General features: G+C 51.9%; 19 protein-coding genes. 4 read left to right on the top strand and 15 right to left on the bottom strand.

Annotated elements, in window-relative coordinates; genetic code table 11:
• Positions 1–142 precede the first annotated feature (142 nt).
• Complete coding sequence (locus WBL42_RS00920) at positions 143–898, bottom strand: PHP-associated domain-containing protein (protein ID WP_424719386.1); 756 nt, start codon at positions 896–898, stop codon at positions 143–145.
• A 910-nt stretch (positions 899–1,808) separates the two neighbouring features.
• Here WBL42_RS00920 and WBL42_RS00925 point away from each other — a divergent pair.
• The gene (locus tag WBL42_RS00925; protein WP_424719387.1) at positions 1,809–2,015 is read left to right on the top strand and encodes a hypothetical protein; all 207 of its coding nucleotides are present in this window, start codon (positions 1,809–1,811) and stop codon (positions 2,013–2,015) included.
• Positions 2,016–2,117: 102 nt separating this feature from the next.
• Here the strand turns inward: WBL42_RS00925 and WBL42_RS00930 are convergent, their stop codons facing one another.
• Entirely contained in the window at positions 2,118–4,148 is a 2,031-nt protein-coding gene (locus tag WBL42_RS00930; protein WP_424719388.1) for a type II/IV secretion system ATPase subunit, read from the bottom strand.
• Positions 4,149–4,703: 555 nt separating this feature from the next.
• On the bottom strand, positions 4,704–6,050 hold the full coding sequence (locus WBL42_RS00935; protein ID WP_424719389.1) for a PKD domain-containing protein: 1,347 nt from the start codon (positions 6,048–6,050) through the stop codon (positions 4,704–4,706).
• Positions 6,051–6,209: 159 nt separating this feature from the next.
• On the opposite strand from WBL42_RS00935, the gene WBL42_RS00940 reads away from it, so the two are divergent.
• Positions 6,210–6,848 (top strand): hypothetical protein, encoded by a 639-nt coding sequence (locus tag WBL42_RS00940; RefSeq protein WP_424719390.1) that lies wholly within the window; start codon positions 6,210–6,212, stop codon positions 6,846–6,848.
• Between the two features lie 316 nt (positions 6,849–7,164).
• Here WBL42_RS00940 and WBL42_RS00945 read toward each other — a convergent pair whose 3' ends face one another.
• From WBL42_RS00945 to WBL42_RS00960, 4 genes are all read right to left on the bottom strand, one after another.
• Entirely contained in the window at positions 7,165–9,156 is a 1,992-nt protein-coding gene (locus WBL42_RS00945) for a PKD domain-containing protein (RefSeq protein WP_424719391.1), read from the bottom strand.
• Between the two features lie 218 nt (positions 9,157–9,374).
• The gene (gene pstA / locus WBL42_RS00950) at positions 9,375–11,762 is read right to left on the bottom strand and encodes a phosphate ABC transporter permease PstA (RefSeq protein ID WP_424719392.1); all 2,388 of its coding nucleotides are present in this window, start codon (positions 11,760–11,762) and stop codon (positions 9,375–9,377) included.
• A complete protein-coding gene (gene pstC, locus WBL42_RS00955) occupies positions 11,759–12,715 on the bottom strand; it encodes a phosphate ABC transporter permease subunit PstC (RefSeq protein ID WP_424719393.1) in 957 nt (318 codons plus the stop codon). The genes pstA and pstC overlap by 4 nt, the downstream gene beginning before the upstream one ends.
• 568 nt (positions 12,716–13,283) lie before the next feature.
• Positions 13,284–14,378: a substrate-binding domain-containing protein gene (locus tag WBL42_RS00960; RefSeq protein ID WP_424719394.1), complete on the bottom strand. Its 1,095-nt coding sequence runs from the start codon at positions 14,376–14,378 to the stop codon at positions 13,284–13,286.
• 682 nt (positions 14,379–15,060) lie between these two features.
• Here WBL42_RS00960 and WBL42_RS00965 point away from each other — a divergent pair.
• On the top strand, positions 15,061–15,270 hold the full coding sequence (locus tag WBL42_RS00965; protein WP_424719395.1) for a hypothetical protein: 210 nt from the start codon (positions 15,061–15,063) through the stop codon (positions 15,268–15,270).
• 83 nt (positions 15,271–15,353) lie between these two features.
• On the opposite strand, the gene WBL42_RS00970 is transcribed toward WBL42_RS00965, so the two are convergent.
• Positions 15,354–15,800: a hypothetical protein gene (locus WBL42_RS00970; RefSeq protein ID WP_424719396.1), complete on the bottom strand. Its 447-nt coding sequence runs from the start codon at positions 15,798–15,800 to the stop codon at positions 15,354–15,356.
• 257 nt (positions 15,801–16,057) lie between these two features.
• Here WBL42_RS00970 and WBL42_RS00975 point away from each other — a divergent pair, with 257 nt between their 5' ends.
• Complete coding sequence (locus WBL42_RS00975) at positions 16,058–16,669, top strand: RAD55 family ATPase (RefSeq protein WP_424719397.1); 612 nt, start codon at positions 16,058–16,060, stop codon at positions 16,667–16,669.
• An 83-nt stretch (positions 16,670–16,752) separates the two neighbouring features.
• On the opposite strand, the gene WBL42_RS00980 is transcribed toward WBL42_RS00975, so the two are convergent.
• The 7 genes from WBL42_RS00980 to pstB all read right to left on the bottom strand — a co-directional run bounded on the left by WBL42_RS00980 (position 16,753) and on the right by pstB (position 22,208).
• Positions 16,753–17,178 (bottom strand): hypothetical protein, encoded by a 426-nt coding sequence (locus WBL42_RS00980; RefSeq protein ID WP_424719398.1) that lies wholly within the window; start codon positions 17,176–17,178, stop codon positions 16,753–16,755.
• Positions 17,179–17,201: 23 nt separating this feature from the next.
• Positions 17,202–18,542, bottom strand: a complete 1,341-nt coding sequence (locus tag WBL42_RS00985; RefSeq protein ID WP_424719399.1) for a type II secretion system F family protein — start codon at positions 18,540–18,542, stop codon at positions 17,202–17,204.
• A 20-nt stretch (positions 18,543–18,562) separates the two neighbouring features.
• Positions 18,563–19,426 (bottom strand): type II secretion system F family protein, encoded by an 864-nt coding sequence (locus WBL42_RS00990; protein WP_424719400.1) that lies wholly within the window; start codon positions 19,424–19,426, stop codon positions 18,563–18,565.
• A 398-nt stretch (positions 19,427–19,824) separates the two neighbouring features.
• On the bottom strand, positions 19,825–20,169 hold the full coding sequence (locus WBL42_RS00995; RefSeq protein WP_424719401.1) for a hypothetical protein: 345 nt from the start codon (positions 20,167–20,169) through the stop codon (positions 19,825–19,827).
• A gap of 154 nt (positions 20,170–20,323) precedes the next feature.
• Positions 20,324–20,761 (bottom strand): arsenate reductase ArsC, encoded by a 438-nt coding sequence (locus tag WBL42_RS01000; RefSeq protein ID WP_424719402.1) that lies wholly within the window; start codon positions 20,759–20,761, stop codon positions 20,324–20,326.
• 25 nt (positions 20,762–20,786) lie between these two features.
• The gene (gene phoU, locus WBL42_RS01005; protein WP_424719403.1) at positions 20,787–21,437 is read right to left on the bottom strand and encodes a phosphate signaling complex protein PhoU; all 651 of its coding nucleotides are present in this window, start codon (positions 21,435–21,437) and stop codon (positions 20,787–20,789) included.
• Positions 21,438–21,446: 9 nt separating this feature from the next.
• Positions 21,447–22,208, bottom strand: coding sequence for a phosphate ABC transporter ATP-binding protein PstB (gene pstB / locus WBL42_RS01010; protein ID WP_424719404.1), 762 nt, complete (start codon positions 22,206–22,208; stop codon positions 21,447–21,449).
• Position 22,209 lies beyond the last annotated feature (1 nt).

A 22,209-nucleotide genomic window follows, 5' to 3' on the forward strand; every position in this document is an offset into this window, starting at 1 on the left:
GTTCTTCGTGGAAGCAGTCTTTGCATACTGGAGTCTCTTGCCAAGTTTCATGACCCTGCCGGTCACCAGATCGGCAGCGACTACGGCATGGCCGGTAGTGTTGAGATCAACGCCAATCCAGCGGGCCTGACGGGATGAATTGTTATGGGGATGGATATTGTTCACCTTGTATCCATGGGTATTCGACAGCGGTACATGGGGACTCCCCGGTCCCGAGGGCCCGGATATCCCGGATCACCCGGCAGGCCCGGGACAGTGCTGCCCCGGGCTCACAGAGGATGCGGTGACGGACGTAAAGGGGATAGAACCGGAGGAAATCCAGGAACGGGATAGTGGTCCCCCGGGGAGTGCACCTCCCGCCACGCACCGCTTCGAGTACGCCGTCAAGGGTTCCGTCAGCCTCCACGAGAGTCCAGGTGTATCCCATCATGGGAAGGGCATGTGCGTCGCTGCCACCGGTCTCCGGTATATTCCGGGTATTCCTCACGAGGGCATTGGACTGCGGCTCACTGCCGTTTAAGGACTCGACCGCATCGAACCCGAGACCGGCATAATCGGCATAGCCGAGCCTTGCATGGGGGTGAGGAGCAACGGAGACGCCGCCCTCGTTCCTGATAAAAGAGAGGACCGTATCGATGGAGAGCGATTCAAAGGGGCGGGAGATGCCAAGAGCGATCCAGTGTTTCCGGATCGCGATGTTACCCCCTTCCATACCCGGGATGACCAGCAGGCCAAACTCCCGGGAAAGCTGCCGTGCCAGGGCGTGCGGAAAGAGGCGGTTGTGATCGGTGATGGCAATCGCATCGAGACCGAGTTTTTTTGCATATTTTACTACCTGCCGCGGGCTGGCCACCGCGTCAACGGACCTGCTGGTATGCACATGGAAATCGACCTTCATCCATTCCCCCTCTCATGGGCACCGGTAGACAAACAAACATCCTGTCCGGGCGCGGAGATGCGGCCAGTCCGTGTTGGTAAAAAAACGTGTGGCCGAACCATGACCGCGATAAGACTGCCGGTTCTCAGGAAATGAAGTGGCAGTCCGGAAGAGGTACGTGCAGGTCTGGCCGCGTCAGGCCGCGATTGGCTGCCCGGGGGCATTGTCACCCTATGCAATCCAGTGCTCCCCCGGGCTTTCCCTGGGGATGCTGCACGGATCTGGACCGAATGCGACACAATAGAGTCTGCCTAAAATCTATATAAAATTTTCTAACACTATATTTTTGCAGGATATAATCCAGCGTGGGGATTGGATTTACCATTCAATCAGTATTTCGAAGTTCATACATTGTACATGTGAATTGGGGATCGTCGTTGGATGGTTTTTGTACAGGGTGTGTTGCGATCGGAACAGTGAACTATTCTATATAATAGTGAAACACTCTATATCATTTCGCCAAATCTATATAGTTGCAGGTCAAACATGCTGGTAAGGCAGTAACCCGCACTGCGGGAATGTGCCGGGCAGGTGAGAAGAATTCTTACATCCTACGGAGTTCATCACGAACAGATCCAGCGTTTGAACGAATCCATGCGAGACATGTATTCTCAAAGGGGTAACACGAAGCCGCTAAGTACGCAGGGGTGCCTTTCCATGTACCGGGAGCATAACACGATCCAACCGGGATCCCGTGGCACGCAAGCAGTCTCTTTGTCCGAGACCGGTGCAGATCCCCGGGCAGGGAAAGGACCGAAAGTTCCTGCGATACGGTGCCGCCAGTGCGGGGAACAGTTTCCGGTACTTGATTTCCATTATACAAAAAAATCCGGATTATGCATTCCCTGCTGGGAATCAAAGGTGAGATAAGATGGCAATGAAGATGAAAAAGAAGCAAAAAGCCGTTGCCGGGGTACACCCGGCAACGCACCCCCGCGAGAATATGAGCTCAAAGGGGAACCGTGAATGTACAGCGAAATCCGTACAGGCCGGCCTCTCCGGCATTGGCCGGTCCTTCAGCGGTCTGCTGGATCGCACCCGTGCGTATTTCAGGCAGGCAGAACCTGCCAAGAGCTGAAAATCACAGTTCTTTTTTAATCTGAAGTTGTGCCATCCTGACCATTACATACCGATGATGCGGATTGGGAATGCCCGGAGCCCCGGGATTGTAATCGCTCTATCAATCGGAAAGATATGCAGTAATATCCGCGGGTTCTGTGGGTAATGCCGGACCCGGATACAGCCAGCCCAGGACTTCTTCCTTGTCCCGGTAATACAGCTGGACCATCTTGGTGACTGCATGATATTCACGGATGTTATGCTTCTGCATCCAGATGATGAAGTCCGTCCGATATTTCAGCTCATCCGTGAGAACCTCCTTGCTCACACCGTACGTGTCGCGGATCTTGTCAAAGAGAAAACTCCTGCCCTGCCACTGGAAGATATCGACATCCGGCAGCCATTTATAAACCGTATTGGTGATCAGGTCGCCGCTATCCCGGTCAAGTTCAAGGATCTCCACGATATTTGCGATCCTCCTCATGCTACGCTCGCCTTTCTTGATGTGCATTGGGAAGATGACAAGATCGAGATTCGAGAGCAGGCTGCGCGGCACGTTCATGGGGTTGGATTCCACGCGGGCCAGCAGTTCGTCCATGGAGCCGGCGTGGATGGTCCCAAGGGCCGCGTGACCGACAGCGATTGCCTGGAACAGGGTGAAGGCCTCCCCGCCCCGCACTTCACCGACAATGATGAACTCCGGCCTTTGACGCAGTGCGGCGACAAGCAGATCGTACAGGGAGATGTCACCCGGTGATTTTCCCCCGCCTCCACTCATGCCGGAAACTCCACTGGCCCCTGAATCCGATGTACCGAAACCGGTACGGGTGATAGACTGGATCCAGTTGGGGTGCATCAGGTTCAGTTCAGCCGTGTCTTCGATGGAGACGATCTTGTATTCGGGCGGGATGAAACTGCACAGCACGTTGAGAAACGTGGTCTTACCGGTCGCTGTTCCCCCGGATACGAGGATAGAACGTTTGTATTCCATCAGGATCCACATGAACGCCAGTTGCTGGGCATCGATAGACCCATAATCCATAAGCTCGATGGAGGATATCGGATTTGCCCGGAATTTCCTGATTGTAAACGTGGAGCCTTTTTTTGTTACTTCGCCCCCAAGCGTAATGTTGCCGCGGCTCCCGTCCGGAAGGGTCAGGTCGCGGATCGGCTGGAGAAGTGAAACGTGCCGGCCGCTGATCTGCGCGAGCCGCAGGACAAAGTTGTTGAGTTCAACCTCGCCGAACTTCACGTTGGTCCGGACAGAACCGTACGTACGGTGCTGGACATAGAGGTACATATCAGAGCCGTTGCAGCTGATATCCTCAATATATTTGTCTTTCATGAGGGTATCGATCCGGCTGTACCCGAGGTACTGCTTGCGTAAGTGGAAGTACATCCGCTCCTTCTGTGAATCTGTCAGGCTGAGCCCGAAGATATGGACAAGGGAATAGAAGCGTTCATGCAGGTACTTCTCCCGCTGTTCTGCATCAATCAGTTCGGCGTTCGTGCTCACCAGTTTTTCAAACGCATTCTCGATGATGGTAAGCGCGGATCGCTCAGTCTCGCTGAGCTCGGGTTCTACCACGCTGTAGATCATCATTCCCTCGAGACGGGAGTACTCGATATGGACGAACTGGAACGGGACTTCCACTACGTACGTAAGGTTGACGTCCCTGAGCGATCCTTCCAGGGATGGCGTATCAAGATCCCCGGGATCGAACAGGAGAGTAGAAATATCCTGCTCAGGAGGTTTGGAGAAGATGGAAAGGAATTTCCGGAAGGCTGAGGGGGAGGAATTTTCGGGTCGGGCACCGGATGCAGGTGGATCCGCGGGGGATGGCTGCACCGGCCGTCCAGAGGGAACGGCCGGATGGAGGTTGTCGTCCTCTTCCGGTTCGGCAAGAAAAGACCGGAACTTCGATCCAAGTGATAACGGGCCGGATTTACTCGCAGGCATCAGCTCCGTTGAAACCTGTGGTGGTTCTGCAGAGACCGAATCGGGAGAGCCTTCTTCCCGTAGTAAAGTTTCAACGGTATTTCCGGTGCCGGGAGATTGTTCATCTTCAACCGGATCATCCTCATCAATAAGGAACGATTTGAACCTGTCTGTAAAAGAGTTGGTTTTCTTGGGAGAAGCCGGCGTGTCCATAGTTGCTGAATATCCCGAAATCCCCGGATTATTCATTTTTAGCTGCCCGGGGATTTTCAGGAAAAAATAGGATGTATGCGGATATATAATTTATTTATTGAGTATATAGTCATGACAGTAAAGTATAGTTTTTAATTCAGACAACGTTACGGTGATTCGTTATTTTTGATTAATATCCGATACTCATGCACAAATAATCGTGTTTTATCTGCAGACTCAGGATAAATCCGGTGTTGAAGTAGAAAGGCGCACGTTTATCGAGACTGACCCATTTCGTATTCATCCTTCAATGATACCGGTAAAGAGTTACCTGAATGATAAATGTGTCATTCTTTTCACGGGAGTAAGTTATTCTGAACACGAGATTTCAGATGAACAAGTACCAATCCGATGAAGCTCCGATTCCACAACCCCTTTGGATCGGCAATGAGAATACTATTCTGGATAATGGCACCTCCAGACAGGGTTACCTTCAGGTAACGGTATTTCCGATATTGAGGGGGATATAAGTAAATCCTACCCGTGAGGCAAATACCCTCGGAATTACAAGGAACCTTATGAAATTGTGATATACCCGGTCTTATTTAACCATACAGTCCCCTGCGGATTAGTGGCAGAATGATTGACATTATAGGGTCCGGGACTGGAATACTGGTGCGACGGGTTCTGTTGGGTGCTGTTGTACCCATCGCCAAAATCCCAGTACCAGGATGTTGGGCCGGGAAAGCTGGTGCTCCCGTCAGTGAAAATTACGGATGTTCCGGGAGTCCCTGATACCGGGCTTGCCGTGAACGAGACCTGAGGAAGGGAATAGCCCGTGATCAGAATACTTGGGGAACTCTTCCAGCCATCGAAGCCGTTGGTCGCGCTGAGGTTCACAGTATAAATTCCTGATGCAGTGTACGTGTGAACCGGGTTTTGGAGAGTCGATGTCCCGCTGTCGCCGAAGTTCCATGACCACTTCGTTGGTTGGTCAGTCGAGGTGTCAGTGAACTGGACAGCGAGAGGTTCAAGGCCGGTAGTCTGGTTCTCGTTGAAGGATGCGGTCAACGGTGAAACGGTGATCTCCGTGGTTTTCCAGCAGGAGCCCAGATTGTTTGTTGCATCCAGTCTGACAGTATAAACACCTGAAGTGGTAAACAGGTGCGGCGGGTTCTGGAGCGTTGAATTTTGCGTACCATCGCCGAAATTCCACAACCACCCGATGGGCTGATTAGTCGAGGTATCGGTGAACTGGATGGAAAGTGGCACAAGGCCGGTTGTCTGGCTCGTAGTAAATGATGCAACAAGCGGACAGACAGAGATCGTACTTGAATATACCGCGGTAGCATTACTGTTTGTCACGAAGCGATATACCGGGTAGTAACCGTACTTGTTAAATAAAAGAACCAGGGTCTGGTCGCTTGAGGTGATTGAATCCACTCCCAGCGGATATCCCCAGCTTGAATTGTACGGGGGAGTGTTCGGGGAGCTGGTGAACTCAACAGCAAGGGGCACCGCCATTCCCATTGAAACATTCGAGGTGAATTGCGCCGTGGGGGGTGTCATACTGTTGTCAGAAGTGCTGCCGGAAGAACTGATAACGGAGATGTTCGTGCAGTCAAAATCGCTGGGACAGGTATAGCTACCTCCGGAGAGACCGCTTCCGTTGATCGTTGTCTGTGCTGCCGCGTCAATCACCGGCAGATTTCCCAGTGTCGTGGTTGGGATTACGGGCCCCGTAGCCGGGTTCGCCGTACCCACGGGATGGGCAATGTACTGATCCGGTAGGGTAGGCGTATCGGCGGGAAGCGTCCCGTTGTCTTTACCTGAACTGCCATTGCCTCCGCCCAGGAACGTACAGCCACAGGAACAGGTGAGAAGAACGATCAGCAGGCAGGCAGCCCAGCCCCATTTATACATAGATAATTTTCTCTCACAATAGTTTTAAAGTATTCTCTCTATTCCTGAAAATCCTGAAATGTTCCCGGATGCATTTGAAAAATTTTATGAGAATTTCTGGCAGGATTTTATTATTAAACACGGAAATCTTAATGAAAAACCCCTCCCTATAGATAGGTAATGTTCCCAAGAGGCCCGGTAATTTCCCTTTTAGCCCTGATTGTCGTGGCAGTATTCTGCGTGTTTTCCGGCTGCACATCAATCCGGACAGCAGATACCCACAATACAACCGTTGCCATCCAGGAATACAATGCATGGGTTACCGAGCAGAAGCAGTTTGATCGGGAGGTCAGATCCGATCTGCAGCGGATCTCTGCAGATACGACAACATATAATACTGAAATCGCCCGCGATACCCCGGATCTTGCGCTTATACGACAAAATGTGGGTGAGGAGCAGCAGCTCCTCAATTCCTGGGAGAACGGACTCACCCAACTGAATTTTGCAACGGACAACTTTGAAACAAATACTTCGGCACTGACCTATGAGAACAATCCGAAAGCGCATCAGCAGATTGCCCTTATGGTCCAGTATATGAAAATATATACCGTCTCGATGGGGAATGCCCAGCAGCACCTTCTTGATTACACCAACAATGCGGGACAGTACGTGAGTCCGGATGACCCCGATTACTGGAATGATGCCTACCTGCAATCCGCGATGAATGCCCGCCAGCTTGCCGCCTCATCACTTTCTGACGGGGATGCGGCCCTGGGAAATATCACTGCACAGGCAGAGCTGCTCCAACAATCCCAGTGATTTCCTTTTCTGTGATGGTATTTTCCCGACTGCCTGAAAGGACGGCATCACGCGTACCTGGAAAAACGGAAGCGGTTTTTACTAATATGTTTTAACGAATATGAGAATGACCATGCACAGGACAGAATAACGGGAAGCCGGTCTCCAGGTCCCGGGCAATCACGGGACAAGCCTGACGATACCACGGAGTTATTTCCATTCCGATGCTGATCATTTTCGGTGACGGGATGCAAAGAACGCACGATCACCGGTTCCGGCATCGATGTACCCGATGTCAGGTACTGTCGTATCAGCAACACTTTTGCCAGCGTTGGCTTTACTGCACTATCCAGTCGTGGACCGTCTGGTTATCAGCACCATCGATCAGGGTGGAATTGTCGGAGACCGTGAGACGGAGGTTGTCACCGGCGTTCATGCCAATATTGGAGAACCGTATCCAGGCATTGTCCCAGTCTCCGAGCACCTGGTACCCGTTCTCCATGACCGTTGTCCAGGAAGATGCCGGCTGGAGATAGTACGAAAGTGCCGTCCGGAAGTCCGACATGTACGGTACGTATATGCTGTCAATCCTACCGGCAGTGACGAGGTCCCCGTCAATATAGAGGGAGGCATCCGGCAGGCTGAACTTGAGCAGCTGGCCCTTGTCGATATAGATATCGCCTTTCTGGTTACTCAGCGCCTCGATCCTGATGAGGGACCCTTTCGGGAGTTCCCGGTATCCCCCGTTGATACTGATAGTTGCAGGGGTGTCCCTGACAATGAACTGGATGCAGGAATCTTTCTCGATATATCCCTGCTTTCCGGTCTGCACCTGGAGCTGTGTATCAGGGTACCGGTAGGGATCCGTGATGGTGATGTACTGCGGACGCATCAGATCGCTGCTGCCGTAAATATTGTTGACCGCAAGCCAGACGTCGTAGGTCCCCGGCTCGGTGAAAGTTACCACCGGGTTCTGCTGCGATGAGGAAAGCGGGGTTCCAGTCGCCACATCCCAGAAATTCCAGTTCCACATCCATGGCGATCCCGTGGAGTTGTCGGTGAACCTGACTACCAGCGGGACAACACCCTCAAGGGGGTAGGCGGAAAAAGTTGCTACCAGCCGGGGTGGCGTTGCCACGACAAAGTTCTTTTCCACGACGCTATCGGTGAGATCGCCGCGGCTTACCGTCAGGGTCACCGTATATGCCCCCGAGGTCACGTACTGGTGAACGGGATTCTGCCCGGTGGAACGGGTCCCGTCGCCAAAGTCCCAGTCCCATGTAGTGGGATTTCCTGCAGACTGGTCCTCAAAGCTGATATTCAGGGGTGCATCGCCCTCGTGCGGGGAATGGGTGGTAAAACCTGCAATGACCGCGGGCGTGATCGTAAACTGTGCAGCACTCCCTTCAAAAAATGCCGGATCCGTATCCAGGGTCAGGTCGGCATCGTGGTCATCGGATTCGTGCATGACCAGGATACGGGAGTTCTCTACTCCCGCCAGGATCTTCTCGCCATTGATCGACACCTGCCGGACATCGCCTTTTGCCGGGACTACGGTATAGGTAAAATTCGTGCTGAAGTACTGGGCTGATGGGATGCTGCAGTCCCCGGATGGTCCCTGCACGAGCTGGGAACCATTGACATACAGGGTTGCGTCAGGTACGGAAAACTTCAGCAGGTTGCCCTGTCGTATGGTGATCATTCCGTCGCCGTCGGTATTTGTCCTGATCTTGACGACCGAGCCGTTCGGCAGCGCGATGTGATTCCCGTTGAATGTGCAGTACGAATCACCGTCAGTGGAAACAAAGGTGGCATATGCACCTTTTTCCAGCATTCCCGGCCGGAGTGTATCAACAAGCACCTGCCGGGGCTCAGGACTGGTGTTGCCAAGCACATCGTTTACCGTGAAGGCCCGGGCGGAGCCGTCCGGGCGGGTAATACGCAGGGTAACATTATACAGCCCGGGATTCTGGTACACATGCACCTGATCCTGCAGGGAGCCGGTAGTCCCGTCGCCAAAATCCCAGTCCCACGTGGCAGGAGAGCCCCGGCTCAGATCAAGAAACCTGATGGAGAGTGGCGTGTAATCCAATGCAGGCGCATGCAGGAAATCGGCGATCAGGGGGCGGTTCATGGGTACGGTGATGCTGTTCACTGCATCCGCAAGGGGGTGAAGCGTCACCGGGCTTGCCCTGGACTCGAAAAACCGTGGCAGCGTTCCCGGGCCGGGTAAAATCTGGAAGAATATACCGGCAACTACCAGGAGAAGGATCGCAATGCCGAGAACAGCAAGTAATGATCGTTTTTTTATCCTGGGGAACCGTGCCACGAAAAATCTCCTTACCTGCAACCGGAACCTTGAATTGACAAATCTTTTGCGCGTGCACAGTGCGGGAATATGGTCACATTCACAACCTGAAATAACCCTGTTTCAGGAAGTCGCTTGTGCTTCTTTACGTATGGGAACTTTCTAAAAATATATCTTTTGAATAGAGAATATAGAGGAATCATAGATTTACCGACATACGCTCCTTCCCGGGAAAACACTTAAGCCGGGACATCTGTTCCCAGCTGCCACCGGGTAGAGCTGATATTATTAAATGAAACCTGTACATAGGTTGATTTCAGTTCCTCCGTGGTATTCACAGCGGTATCCGGTACTGTATAGATCAGGTACCCGTCAATTGCATTGCTGGTACCGGGAAGGAGGAAATAGCCAAGTCCCCACTGGGGTTCCGTCTGGTTGATGCCAAATGAGTTACTATCCCCGCTGGCATTCGAAGTGAGCTCCCCGATATTGCCTGCTGAGCCTCCTGCGCTGGTGCCCCCGTTGGCTGCAAAAATGTTGTATCCCATCAGGTAGGAATAATCCCGTTTTTGCTGCCCGAGCTCCCGGATCCACTGGTATGGAAGATCGTTGAGGTTGTTGCTGTAATAATCGACCTGGGATTGGCTGAGGACGGACATGTTAAAGAATGGATCATTCACGTAGCTGTTGCCATTATTTGTTACCATCATCTGGTCAGCTGCCGGTATGATGGCACTTTTTGTTCCCAGGTCCTCAATCCGGAGGAATACGACAAGATACTTGTAACCATCCGGCGGCTGCTGCATGACGAACCGGTTATAATCAATGTACCACCAGAAATAGAACGGAAGTACCTTGTAATCGTACACGGTTGCCCGGGTGGTGTGCTGGGCATCCCCGTACCAGTAGTATTCACCTACGCCAAGTGCATCTTTGACAGGAACAGTTGGCGTTGTTGCCGCACCCGGCGCAACCTGTGCGGGTACTGCGGTGGGAGCCGGGACGGTCGGGGCCACGGTCTGGACAGAAACCGAAGAGCCCGAACCATCGCCAAGTTGACCGGAAGCCAGCATGGCCGCAAGTTTTGCATTACGATCCCCACCGGCCTGTGCTGCAGGTGCTTCCCCGGTATTGAAGAGGCCGGCTGCGGCGGACGAACAGATGATGCCGGCGATGCAGAGGATACAGAACCCTGCAGCAACGGCGGCGTACCCGGCACGACGGTTCTTTGGTTTAAACGCCCCGCTTCGTTTTGCAAAGAGAATCCCGAAGATCAGCCCGGCGACGGTGACGACCAGGGTAAGGCCGGAGGCAAAGAGCCCGGCCAGGGCAGGGCTGAGCGGGCCGAATGCGCCCTGGAGCGGGAGGATAGTTGCCAGGAACGCGATGAGAAGGAGCAGCGCGGCCGGGATAGCGAAGGGAAGGAGGGTGCGGAGGAAGACGCGGACGGTTCCTCTGGTTATTCGTTTCTTCCCGTCATTTTCAGGGATTGGCATCTGCGCCGGGTCCTCTTTTTTTCCGGAACGCACGATCGGCGTGATGATCTTTTTTACCAACGGGAGATTCCGGATCCTGTCAGAGAATGACGGTTTGGGTTGATCTGTGGTTTCCGGCATCACGGGGGCCGGCTCATCGGGTGATTCTACCTGATTACCGGGTTCCTGTTCAGAGCTTTTTGTATTACCGGCCGATAATTTTTCCCGTAACATCCCAAGGAGTGAGATTTTGGGCTTTCCGGCGTTCATGGTTCGCGTAAGCAGCATCTTGCCGCCAATATTAATTGTAAATACAATTACGACCAGCACGAATGCTGCGGCAAATCCCGCTGACGGTTTTACCAGGGTCTGGTTCTGGAATGCATGGTACACAGTATATGGCAGCGTAGCGACCTGATCCTGGATCGGATAGATCTTCATTCCGTTACTGCTCCCGGAATGAATACCGAAATCCGGCATATACTGTGTGTAACCGGCAGTCAGGATCACGACGGCGGATTCCTCGGCTGCGCGCCCGAAACCAAGCGTGAGTCCGGTCAGGATACCGGTAAATGCCGTCGGGATCGTGATACCCCGTATAGTCTGCCACTTGTCAGCGCCGAGCGCGTAACTTCCCTCTTCAAGTTCCCGGGAGACACGGTCGATCGCATCTTCAATGGCACGCTCGATCACCGGCATGATCAGGATTGCGAGAGCGAGCGCGCCGGCGATCAGGGAATATCCCCCCGTGATCTTTTTCAGGTAAATGACGAATATGAGAAAACCAAAGACACCGACGACGACGGACGGGGTTCCTGACAGGACCTCCAGCAGGAACCGGAATGCCCGGGTGATACCGTTATCCGGCGCATATCGCTTCATGTAGACCGCAGTCCCGAACCCGAACGGTGCGGCAACGATGACCGCGCAGAGGGAGATCAGGATCGTGCCGGCGATCGCATTGGCGATACCCTGCCCCAGTCCCGGCGTGGCATTCTCAGGAGTTGTGATGAAATACCAGGAGAGGGAGGGCAGGCCGTTGATGAATACCTGCCCGATGATCAGGAAGAGCACGCCGACAACTGCCAGTGTTGCAAGGAGACATAACCCCGTGATAATCTTCTCGTTTATCAGTCGGCGCATCGTCGTCATGACTGGGACCTCTTCTGGGCCCAGGAGCATATGAGCCGTACTCCGGCAACAGCGAGAATTTCCATCAACAGGATCGCGACAGCAATCCCAAAGAGCGCGGCCATGGGTTCAGGGTCGCCGATATTCCACAAAATGTCGTTCAGGACTTTGGCGGTCATGGTCTCCCCGGTATCGAAAACCGATGAAGGTATCTGGGGTGAATTTCCCATGAGCATCACGACGGCCATGGTCTCCCCCATCGCCCGCATCATGGCAAGAACCACGGCAGTGACAATGCCTGGGAATGCAGCAGGGATCACCACATACCGCACGGTCTCCCAGCGGGTCGCCCCCAGAGCGACCGAGGCTTCCCGGTATTCATCCGGGACTCCCCGCATCGCATCCTGCGAGAGCGCAACAATGGTGGGAATGACCATCACTGCGAGAATGGTGGCCGTGAGGAGTAAACTCATATGAAAATCGGGATGCACATTCCGGAAGACCGGCATGAAGCCGAGGAGATGATCGACAAAAGGATTGAGGTAGTCAATAAAGAAATTGGAGAGGACCAGTAACCCGAACAACCCGTAGACTACGGAGGGTATGCCAACGAGGAGTTCCACGAGGGGGCGCAGGATCTTTTCCATCCACGCCGGCGCCCATTCCGCCAGGTACATTGCGGTGAGGAGGCCGGAAGGTACGGCGATTGCGAGGGTAAGTGCGGTCAGGATGAGCGTATCGATCAGGTAAATCAGGACACCGTACTGGTGGGTGTCGTAATTCCAGACCGGTGAAGTAATAAAACCGATTCCCGATGTCTTCAGGACTGGGGCGGCAGCATAGATGAGAAAACCGATGATCAGGAGTACGAGGAACGCGGTGATGCCGGCAATACCAAAAAAGATCCATTCGGGCAGGTCAATGTGTTCTTTCATGGCATTCCGTTCTGTCTGGTGATCGTTCGTGTCATCCATGCCGGATCCGGCCGGGTTTGCCGCACCGGACCGGTTCCGTGACTATAGTAATTATCTGGGCGTTTTTAAGAATATATCTTTTGAGTAGAGAATATAGTGTGATATAGTATTTCCATGGCATTTTCAGTATCCCCGGTGCGTTCCGGCGCACTGTGGTGTTGCGGGGGTGCTACTAGGGAATCCCAATTCAGTGCTGTGATGGGTAAATGCAACCGGATGTACGTATTCTTCAGCGTGCATACGGTTGTAACCGGAACTTTGCCGATGATGCAGTCACCGGTTGCAGCCAGATGCTGAACTGGGGAAACCCTGTGAAACCAGTACTGCTGGATCCCCGTCCTGCAAAGCTGGCCGGGTTTTATAATGTAGTTCCGGGGATGTCTCTGTGGTGAGTCATAAGAGGGGGTTGATCAGGACAGTTGTCCCGGGTCAGGAAAACAAGGAGCATGTTGATGCCGCCGGCACTACCGGAAAAATCCCTTGCGGCAGGTTAATGGATTCCTGCTGGACATACTATTCGACCTGGTGATAAGGAGAAACAAAAAAAGTTGGGTTTAATTCATCCAGGTTATGCAATATCTGCAACGCAGAAGTTGTTGGTTTCCTGGAAGACATTCATCTTGCTGTTGGTGTCGTAGGGCTGGGCCTCGACAAAGTTGATGAATGACTGGACACCTGAGCTCGGTACACCGTTGGTGACGTAGAAGAGCGGGCGGAGGAGGGTTGTCGGGTACTTGGCGGGGTCGGTCAGGCCGGACTGTCCTTCAACAGTGCCCTGATAGACGTACTTTGCTTCTGACCGGAGGGTGTTGAAGTTAGCGGTTGTTCCTGCTCCACCGACAGTGTCGAATGCCTTGAGCGAGTAGGTGTTACCTGCTGCATCCATTACCGGGAGGATGGTGATTGTGTTGGCGCCGAGAACGTTTGCAACTGAGTCGCCGTAGTCAGCGAATCCGACTGCATATTTTGTGGATGCTACTGCTGAGACAACTGCTGCGTTACCGTTGACTGCAACACCAGTGACTGATGCATTGAAGGAAGTGCTGGTTGCACTTAAGCCGAGGTACTTCTGGTAGAATGAATCTGCGGTTCCTGAACCGTCAGCACGGGTAACAAAGTTTGCACCTGCAACATAGGCAGATGCATTAATGCCGGTGGACATGGGGTCATACGCTGACCTAAGGTCTAAGATACCAAGACCAGAGGTGGCGTTAGCTGCTGCCACACCGGGGTTTGCCTTGTTGGTGATAATGGAGATTGCACCGATACCGATCTGGTTGACCTTGAGGTTCGGGAACTGGGTGGTCCACGCGGACTTGATTACTTCGGAAGCTGCTCCGATGTCAGCGACACCGTTGCCTGCTGCCTGGATACCTGCACCGCTGCCCATTGCTTGGGACGTGATCTTGACACCGGGGTTCTGTGCGGTGTACATCTTGGCTGCTGCCTGGGTGATCGGGTCGATGGTTGTTGAACCGGCGACGAGGATCTCGGTCTGGGCGGCAGAGCTTGCACCGTTTGCGTTTGCCTGCTTCGATACATCGGACGAGAAGGTGCCGAGGATGGTACCGACTGCGACCGCACCGATGACTGCGACGACGATAAGGACGAGGGTCGCAACGATCGGCGAAATAGCCATATCATTGTTCTTGTAATTTGCCATGTGAATTTCACCTGTTTTCTGTTGGAGTTCTTGTGGATGCGTTGGAGAGATTACTGAAATTAAAAAATTTGTAGGTTTGCAACGGTTGTTCTGGCGAAGTTCATTCATCCCCCACAGATGTCATCTTCACCAATCAGATAATAGACGGGCTGGTATATATTTTTAGCGATCTGAATATAGATTAGAAACTGATTGCTATAGTGTGATATAGAGGCCGGAACCGTCCGAACCCTTTTGTGAGAACTCCGGATCCTGCCATCGCGGGGCTTTCAGAAAATATATTACTGAGCGTGATCTGCATTCACACGCATGAATACGATCACCATAGTCAGTGTACATATCGCAATGAGGAAAAGTGCGGGCAAGGGAAAATCACCGGGAATACCATAGATGGAGACACTCCCGATTGTCAGAAGAAATAAACAGGCCGCGGGAACGACAGCGGAAATTTTTTTGTTGCCCATAAAACCGATACCTTGTGTCATGTAGATGTCCTGTTAGCCTTTTTTGATATCACTGATCGGATCCCGCGCCTGTATACTGCATGCTTTGTAGGCCGTAAGATATATATTTTTTCAATTGCGAATATAGTAATATCAGTTTAATATAGTGAAACATGAGATACCGGATCACCCAAGATGATTTCACAATATTAATGAGATCACGCGGGTTATTGCATGGTATGCTTATGCAGGAAACTCCTGGTCCGGTTCCGGAACATACCGGGAATTGCTGCCCCTGTTGCAACAGTGCCCGGGATGTTATCCCGATTGTCTATGCAGTAGCAACGCCACAACTCCGCGCAGCGCAGCGGAAAGGAAAAGTTGTCATAGCCGATTCCACCCGCGGAAAGGAAACATTGTACTGCAAGAACTGCGGTACGCTATGGTGACAGGACGAGGTGCCAAGTACACCCGGTGAAGAGAAAGGGGTCTCCCGGATTTCCGGTACCGTGCGGTCCTGAGTGAGAACAGGTCAGGAGTCCGCAGGCCGCTCATGCAGCAGGGTGAACCCGAACAGGATCAATGAGATTACGACCGACATGAGCGAGAGCACGAAGACACCATTTGAATATAAGGCGTTCCGGAAGTGCCAGGAGAGGCCCCCGGATATATGGGTAATACTTAGCGTGAGGATGAGCAGGACACCGAACTTGTAATACTCCGAGTTGTGGAGGATCCTGAGCACCGTATACGAAGCGCCATAATAGAAGAGAACAATAGCGATGAGATAGGGTACCATCAGGTCATGAATCACGGCGTACCGGACAAACGGGCTCGCTTCCCAGGTGGTGATCATAGAAGTATCGCCGGCCCAGTAAAATGTCAGCGCATAATCGAGGATTACGGCAATGGCTGGCGCCAGAGCAAGGATTTTAAAATTGCCATAGATTTTTGCGAGGATTCCCGATTTTAACTCCATAATAATCCCCAATCAGGATTTATCTCTGTTATTACAGATTTTTCCTGCACATTCTCCTATGATGACACAATATTATATATATTTTTAGGGAGACCATTCGCTGATAAAGAGAGATATTGTATTATCCTTTTATTTTTTCCGCGTGAGCGTAGTGCACTGATGTTTAGGTCTGATCGGTTCCGGCATTTTTCCTTTCCCGCATCCCGATATATAGAATGGCAAATAAATTATCATAGTTTGGTAACCCATACTAAGTGATGGCACTGGTAAACGGACTGGAGATGGTCCCCGATCACAGCGTACTTTGTATCGAAGATCACTCCGGGAATATCAAATCCATATATGCAATCTATGTGGCTTCGGAATGGGCACGGAATGGATCAACAGTACATTACCTTACGCTCCAGACCCGGGAAGATGTCCAGAAAAAAATGGCATTGCTCAGGATACCTGAATCAGAAAATCTCATGATTGTTGAGATCACTCCTGCCTATGCCAAGCAGGAAGTCCTCGCGCACATCACGAATCCGGGCGCCTCACTTATTGTCATCGATCCGTTCTCGGTCTTTTTTGCGGAGGACTCTTTTGCTGAACTGAATGCGCTGTTATTCAGCCTGATCTCTGCGAGCAGGAAAGGGACTACCTTCCTTCTCATGGTAGACGGCGGAGTCCTTCCCGACCGACAGGAGAACCTGGTCCGGGCAATGGCCGATGGCATCATCCAGTTCGTGGTCGTTCCAGAAGGCGATAAACTCAAGCACTACATCAATATCCCGAAGATGCGGGGGGCGTTCCCGAGAACCAAGATGTTGTCGTTCACGCTCAATGAAGAAGGATTATTGATTGATACCCGGGAGCGGCACGGGTAATTCGATTCAGCATCACTCTTCTCTCCACCGCATCCTTAAAATACAATAATAGTGATTTTACGAGGACATTATTGATCTGATTTTTATGGTTGCGTGGTCCAGACCTTCCATTCACCATCCTCAAAAACTTCGAGAAATTTTAGAAATATAAAGACATTGCCAGGAGTTGCGTTAGCTGAGCCTGGGACATATAAGGTTAATCCTGCGGTCAATTCCGCATTGTCTCCGATCTGAGTCTTGTTCACAACCTGATAACTCCTAATGATATTTCCAGGGGCAACAAATGGATTCCCGTTTTGTGCTGCAATGAAGTCCTGCCGGCTGATCTGGCTGCGGATCTCTTGGGGCGCGAGATCGTATACCTGGCCGTAATCGTGACTATTCACCGCTGAAACCCAGTTTTTTAGGCCGGTTTCCGGATCCGAGCGTTGTTGAACGCACCCGGCAAGGCATAGGGCCAGAATCAACCCGCACACAATAATAATGGTAAGACCAGTAATTTTTTTCATGTCTGGAATTCTCCTTTACTTGTTCATTCTCCCGATGCAACAATGATCTGACGCGTCGTAGCTCCATTCGCTGATGCAATGACAATGTAGGTACCTTGTACATCCCCGACAGTAACTTTAGTTTTGACAATCCCCTGATCGTCGGACGTATCGGACGTGGGACTCACCGATCCGGAGGGTACGATACTGAACTGGACAACAGTGCTGTTCACCGGGTTCCCGCTTGTGTCGGTCACCATGAATGAGACAGGATCCTTGAGGGGGACAGAAGGATACGCACTGATCGATTCGTTCACAACAGGCATGATCTTGAGGTTCTGCCCGGGGGTTGCCGGTGGCGGAAGAATGAAGAGCGCACACGCAATATAGCCAAAGATCATCAGGACAACAGCATGCTTCAGCCCGAACCTGGCATCCCCCTCGCTGATCTTCCCGATGATCAGGCCACCGAAGAACGAGTTGATCATGATCATGTGGAAAAATCCCCGGGAAAAGTCGAGATTGGCAATCTGGTTGGCCCCCCCGAAGATTGAAGTAGAACCAAGCTGCTTGACAAAAGGAAGCAGGCTCGTGGAGAGGGTATAGATGATGAAGAGGATGATGCCCTGTGCAAAATAGAATATCATGACATACTGGGAGAGGTTTCCTTCCTTCTCCCGCTCAATACTAATGATACTGCGCATGTCTTCCGATGCCTTGAGGATCAGGTCCGCGACCGATCCGCCGGAATACGATGCCTGTATGACCAGCGTCGTATACCGTGCGATCAGCTCGGAATTGAGCGATTTTGCCATCGACTTCATCGATTCCTCAAACGATTTCCCATAGATCATGGATGTCGAGGCTATACGGATATGGGGAGTCAGTATGCCGAGATCCGTCCTGGAGAGTTCTTTTACGGATTTGATGGGATCGAGCCCGCCCCGCATCAGTTCCGAAAGTTTGAACAGGAATTCAGTATACAGTTCCTCTTTTCTCCGGGTACTCCGCTTCTGGAGCGTGATATCTATGGCATAAGGGGTTATGGCAATAAGGACGGCAAAGACCATAATCTCGTCAAGGCCCATCTTCTGGGTGGCTGCCGGTGTTTTCGGCGTTGAATTTTCCGCCGCTGCTCCACCGGTATCGTCCATCTGGGCCTGCAATGCCTTTAGTTGCTCTAATCTGGCACTGTCTCCCTGTGCTTGCTGCTTTTCGGTTCCCTGAAACGTATATCCCACGAGTACTGCACCGATGATGAGTAACAGGGCAAGAACAACCGGCAGGACAATAGTAAAATATTCCCGTGGCGGGTTGTAGATGATCCGGATCCGCTCAACTATCTCTTTTAACTCCTCAATCTTCTGGTCAATTTTTTCACGCATAGGGGGGAAAACTCCGGTACCTAGGGGGTTGTTGAATATTTCACGGCAAGAACCTGAAGGAAGATCACGTTGATGATCGGTATCAGTACATAGATAAGGACATTGAACATGTCTAATGGCGTGAAGGGCCCGAACTGGATGCCGAGTGCGCCGGAGATGACAATGCCAAGGACGGCAAGGGTGATGGTCATGACGACACCGCCGAGGTATCCCTCACCGAAGATCGCCAGTGACTCGACAAACTCCTTGTAGGTCTGCCTCCTGATCGCCATGAGTTCCTTGGACTTGGTCTCCAGGTACGACTTCAACCCTCCCCCGCCATAGATAATGTTGGTCATGTCCACACAGATGTCACGGAAGAGATCGGACGGCGTATTGTGGACGAGTCCGTTCATGGCGGTTACTACATCTTCTCCCAGGATATCCACGCGGAACAGCACTTTCCGAAACTCGTTGGAGATCTGTCCGTAATCTTCGCGGGATAACCGCCGGATAATATCCAGCGGGGTTGCTCCGGAACTGGCGAGGATTGACATGAAGGCAAGGGCGTATGGGATCTGCTTGTCAATATCCCGCTTCTTGTTCTCGATCTCGTTCTGGAGATAGAAGGGAAAACCGATACCTGACGCGGCTGCCCCGATGAATGCGATGAGGAGGATGTAAATGAAGGGAGTTTTGGTATAGAACGGGCTCTGGGGGAGCATAAGAACCAAGGATCCGATGATCAGCATGATCGCACCGCACAGGACGGATGTGACCAGCCATAAGGAGGTGAACATGCCGGGGGTCATCTCGAGGTCGGCCTGATAGATCAGTTTTGTGATATCCCGGTTCGGGTCCCGGTCGAAGGATTGGCCGAATATATAGCAAAAGCGCTTGTACATCTCAAAAAAATTATCAGAACTCAGTGTACTGGGCGCCATAGATAGGGAAATCTATATATATCAATCACTTGCAAACAATATTTTATCAGGAAGAATCAGCTTCTTGACCAGAAGTTCAGATTTGCCAACGGCAGATCCCCCACAGATGATTTTTTTCCGGTTCACGAATTTTCAGATCCCAGATGTTCTATCCAGCCATGTAACTATGTACGAATTTGTCTTCGTACGACGTGCTAAGCTGACGTTCATAAAGTCGTTTTGCCAGAACCCATGCTTTGAGGGCGATAACATCGTCAGGATGCATCCGGACAACGTCCCTGAGCCCAAATGATTGCAGGCTCCGCAATTCTCTCCCCAATCTTTCTGAATCCCCTGCTACTGGATACATACGTTTCACCTCACTTTGCACTGAACCGCTCGAGTTCTGAATTCCTGACAGAAACATACGTGAACCCGTGGTCATCCTGCATGAAATCGTCCAGCGCCGTCCGGGTCATATTCCGGGGTTTGATCTCATGGAGGAGATCGCTCATGGTTGACAACGAAGGGACTAGTGATTTTATACGGGTGATTTGCTCACGGTTCCCGGTCTCTTCATCGCAGATTACGTCAATTTTTTTTACCAGGACTTGTATGAGATGCCTGCATTCATCGGTGAGATTCTCATCCGGATCCCATTTTTTCATGAACCGCGCTGATACGCCACGGGACGGGTCTGCCTGTTTTGCTGATAGTTCCATCATTCCACTCCACGACCGGAAACTACCGGGGACGCACCCGGCCAGATTACTCCGGCTACATATTTTATTTTTGTAGTATATACTTAAATTAGTTTCTATATAGTGACCTCCCGATAACTCCGGGCCTTTCCGGAAACGAAACTCCCCTTCCATAAAATCACCGGTCCTTAAGATTATTGGATGCACAATCCGGGAAAATGTCGAGCAGCCAGGTACTGATTTCTTCCCGGAGTTTCCGGAAATCCAAGAGGATCTCAGCTTTATTTTTCCGGATCTCTGACGGGCTGATAAATCCATGGTGAAGGTTATAGGTTCCGTGCGGGAGGGTATTCGATGCTGCAAGCCGGGCCTGGTCACACATCGTGATAACGTGATCAAACTTCTTCCCGGCAAAAGAGGTCAGGGATTTGGAGCGGGCGGATGACATATCGATACCAATCTCCTGCATTACCTTAACCGCATACGGATTGATTCCCGCAGGAGCAATTCCGGCAGAGAGAACTGTATACCGTTCCCCGCACCGTGCCCTCAGCAGAGCTTCGGCTATCTGCGACCTGACCGAATTATAGGAACAGATGAAGAGTACCGTTTCCATCGTATTTTCCCAGCCATCCCGGGGTTTAGTGAATCTCAATGCGTTCGCCGGTCTGCATGTAATGCACATTCTCCGCGATCTTGCAGGCATGGTCGGCACAGCGTTCGAGGTACCGGGCAACCATGATGTAGTGAGTGCAGCGCGAGATGTTCCTCGGATCCTCCATCATGAACGTGATCCCTTCCCGGAAGATCGAGTGCCTGAGCGCATCGATCGTATCGTCACGGGCAGAAAAATCCTCGATAAGCGCGAGATCCTCGGTCTCGTACGCCCTGATTGCATCGTCAACCATATCAATCACGAGATCGCCCATGTGAGGGATGCTCATCAGGTTGGCAATATGGGGCTTGTCGGAGATCTCCCTGGCGATATTGGCGATCACTTTGCCGTAGCGCCCGATCCGCATCGATGCAGTTATTACCTTGAGGGTGCAGGCAATGACCCGCATGTCCTTTGCCATGGGCTGGTTGAGTGCAATCAGCTGGTAACAGTGCTCCTCGATCCGGACTTCCATTTTATGGATCTCATCTTTTCTTGCAATCACCGTGGCAGCGAGTTCCTTATCCTGCCGGATCAGTGCATCGATTGAGTTCCTGAGCATCAGGCGTCCAAGTCCTGCCATCACCAGGGTATCTTTTTTCAGGGTTTTGAGTTCTGTATGAAATTTTTCTGCCATATTCTCTCCCTACCCGAAACGGCCGGTGATGTAATTCTCGGTGAGTTCTTCTTTCGGGTGCTCGAAGATCTCCACGGTCTTCCCGCATTCGATCAGCCTGCCCAGGTACATGAAACCGGTATAATCGCTCACCCGGGCTGCCTGTTGCATATTGTGGGTAACGATGATCACCGTATATTCTTCCTTGAGCATATCGATCAGGTTCTCGATCTTCGCAGTCGCGATCGGATCAAGTGCCGAACAGGGTTCGTCCATCAGGATCACTTCCGGGGAGACTGCAAGAGTACGCGCAATACAGAGCCGCTGCTGCTGGCCACCGGAGAGACCCAGAGCGGAATCGTTCAGCCTGTCTTTCACCTCGTCCCAGATGGCAGCATGGCGGAGGCTCTGCTCAACAATTCTGTCGAGTTCGCCTCGGTTCTTCACGCCATGGACCTTCGGACCGTACGCGATGTTCTCGTAGATCGATTTCGGGAACGGGTTGGGTTTCTGGAAGACCATCCCGACCCGCTTCCGGAGCGTCACGACATCTGTATCCGGCGCATGGATATTCTCATTATCAAGCGTGATCTCACCGGTAATCTTCACGTGATCGATGAGGTCATTCAACCGGTTGAAACACCGCAGCAGGGTCGATTTTCCGCATCCCGAAGGGCCAATCAGGGCAGTCACCTTGTTCCTCGGGATTCTCATGGAGACTGACTGGAGGGCATGCTTCTCATGATACCAGAGATTCAGGTTGGTTGTGGAAATGATACTGTTTTCAGACATA

The sequence above is a fragment of the Methanoregula sp. genome, assembly GCF_049686655.1.
GTDB lineage: Archaea > Halobacteriota > Methanomicrobia > Methanomicrobiales > Methanospirillaceae > Methanoregula.

Bases quoted from the DNA above. Each gene is read 5' to 3' on its own strand.
- WBL42_RS00920 (WP_424719386.1), bottom strand. From the start codon at position 898: ATGAAGGTCGATTTCCATGTGCATACCAGCAGGTCCGTTGACGCGGTG.
- WBL42_RS00925 (WP_424719387.1), top strand. From the start codon at position 1,809: ATGGCAATGAAGATGAAAAAGAAGCAAAAAGCCGTTGCCGGGGTACAC.
- WBL42_RS00930 (WP_424719388.1), bottom strand. From the start codon at position 4,148: ATGGACACGCCGGCTTCTCCCAAGAAAACCAACTCTTTTACAGACAGG.
- WBL42_RS00935 (WP_424719389.1), bottom strand. From the start codon at position 6,050: ATGTATAAATGGGGCTGGGCTGCCTGCCTGCTGATCGTTCTTCTCACC.
- WBL42_RS00940 (WP_424719390.1), top strand. From the start codon at position 6,210: ATGTTCCCAAGAGGCCCGGTAATTTCCCTTTTAGCCCTGATTGTCGTG.
- pstA (WP_424719392.1), bottom strand. From the start codon at position 11,762: ATGACGACGATGCGCCGACTGATAAACGAGAAGATTATCACGGGGTTA.
- pstC (WP_424719393.1), bottom strand. From the start codon at position 12,715: ATGGATGACACGAACGATCACCAGACAGAACGGAATGCCATGAAAGAA.
- WBL42_RS00960 (WP_424719394.1), bottom strand. From the start codon at position 14,378: ATGGCAAATTACAAGAACAATGATATGGCTATTTCGCCGATCGTTGCG.
- WBL42_RS00965 (WP_424719395.1), top strand. From the start codon at position 15,061: ATGCTTATGCAGGAAACTCCTGGTCCGGTTCCGGAACATACCGGGAAT.
- WBL42_RS00970 (WP_424719396.1), bottom strand. From the start codon at position 15,800: ATGGAGTTAAAATCGGGAATCCTCGCAAAAATCTATGGCAATTTTAAA.
- WBL42_RS00975 (WP_424719397.1), top strand. From the start codon at position 16,058: ATGGCACTGGTAAACGGACTGGAGATGGTCCCCGATCACAGCGTACTT.
- WBL42_RS00980 (WP_424719398.1), bottom strand. From the start codon at position 17,178: ATGAAAAAAATTACTGGTCTTACCATTATTATTGTGTGCGGGTTGATT.
- WBL42_RS00985 (WP_424719399.1), bottom strand. From the start codon at position 18,542: ATGCGTGAAAAAATTGACCAGAAGATTGAGGAGTTAAAAGAGATAGTT.
- WBL42_RS00990 (WP_424719400.1), bottom strand. From the start codon at position 19,426: ATGTACAAGCGCTTTTGCTATATATTCGGCCAATCCTTCGACCGGGAC.
- WBL42_RS00995 (WP_424719401.1), bottom strand. From the start codon at position 20,169: ATGATGGAACTATCAGCAAAACAGGCAGACCCGTCCCGTGGCGTATCA.
- WBL42_RS01000 (WP_424719402.1), bottom strand. From the start codon at position 20,761: ATGGAAACGGTACTCTTCATCTGTTCCTATAATTCGGTCAGGTCGCAG.
- phoU (WP_424719403.1), bottom strand. From the start codon at position 21,437: ATGGCAGAAAAATTTCATACAGAACTCAAAACCCTGAAAAAAGATACC.
- pstB (WP_424719404.1), bottom strand. From the start codon at position 22,208: ATGTCTGAAAACAGTATCATTTCCACAACCAACCTGAATCTCTGGTAT.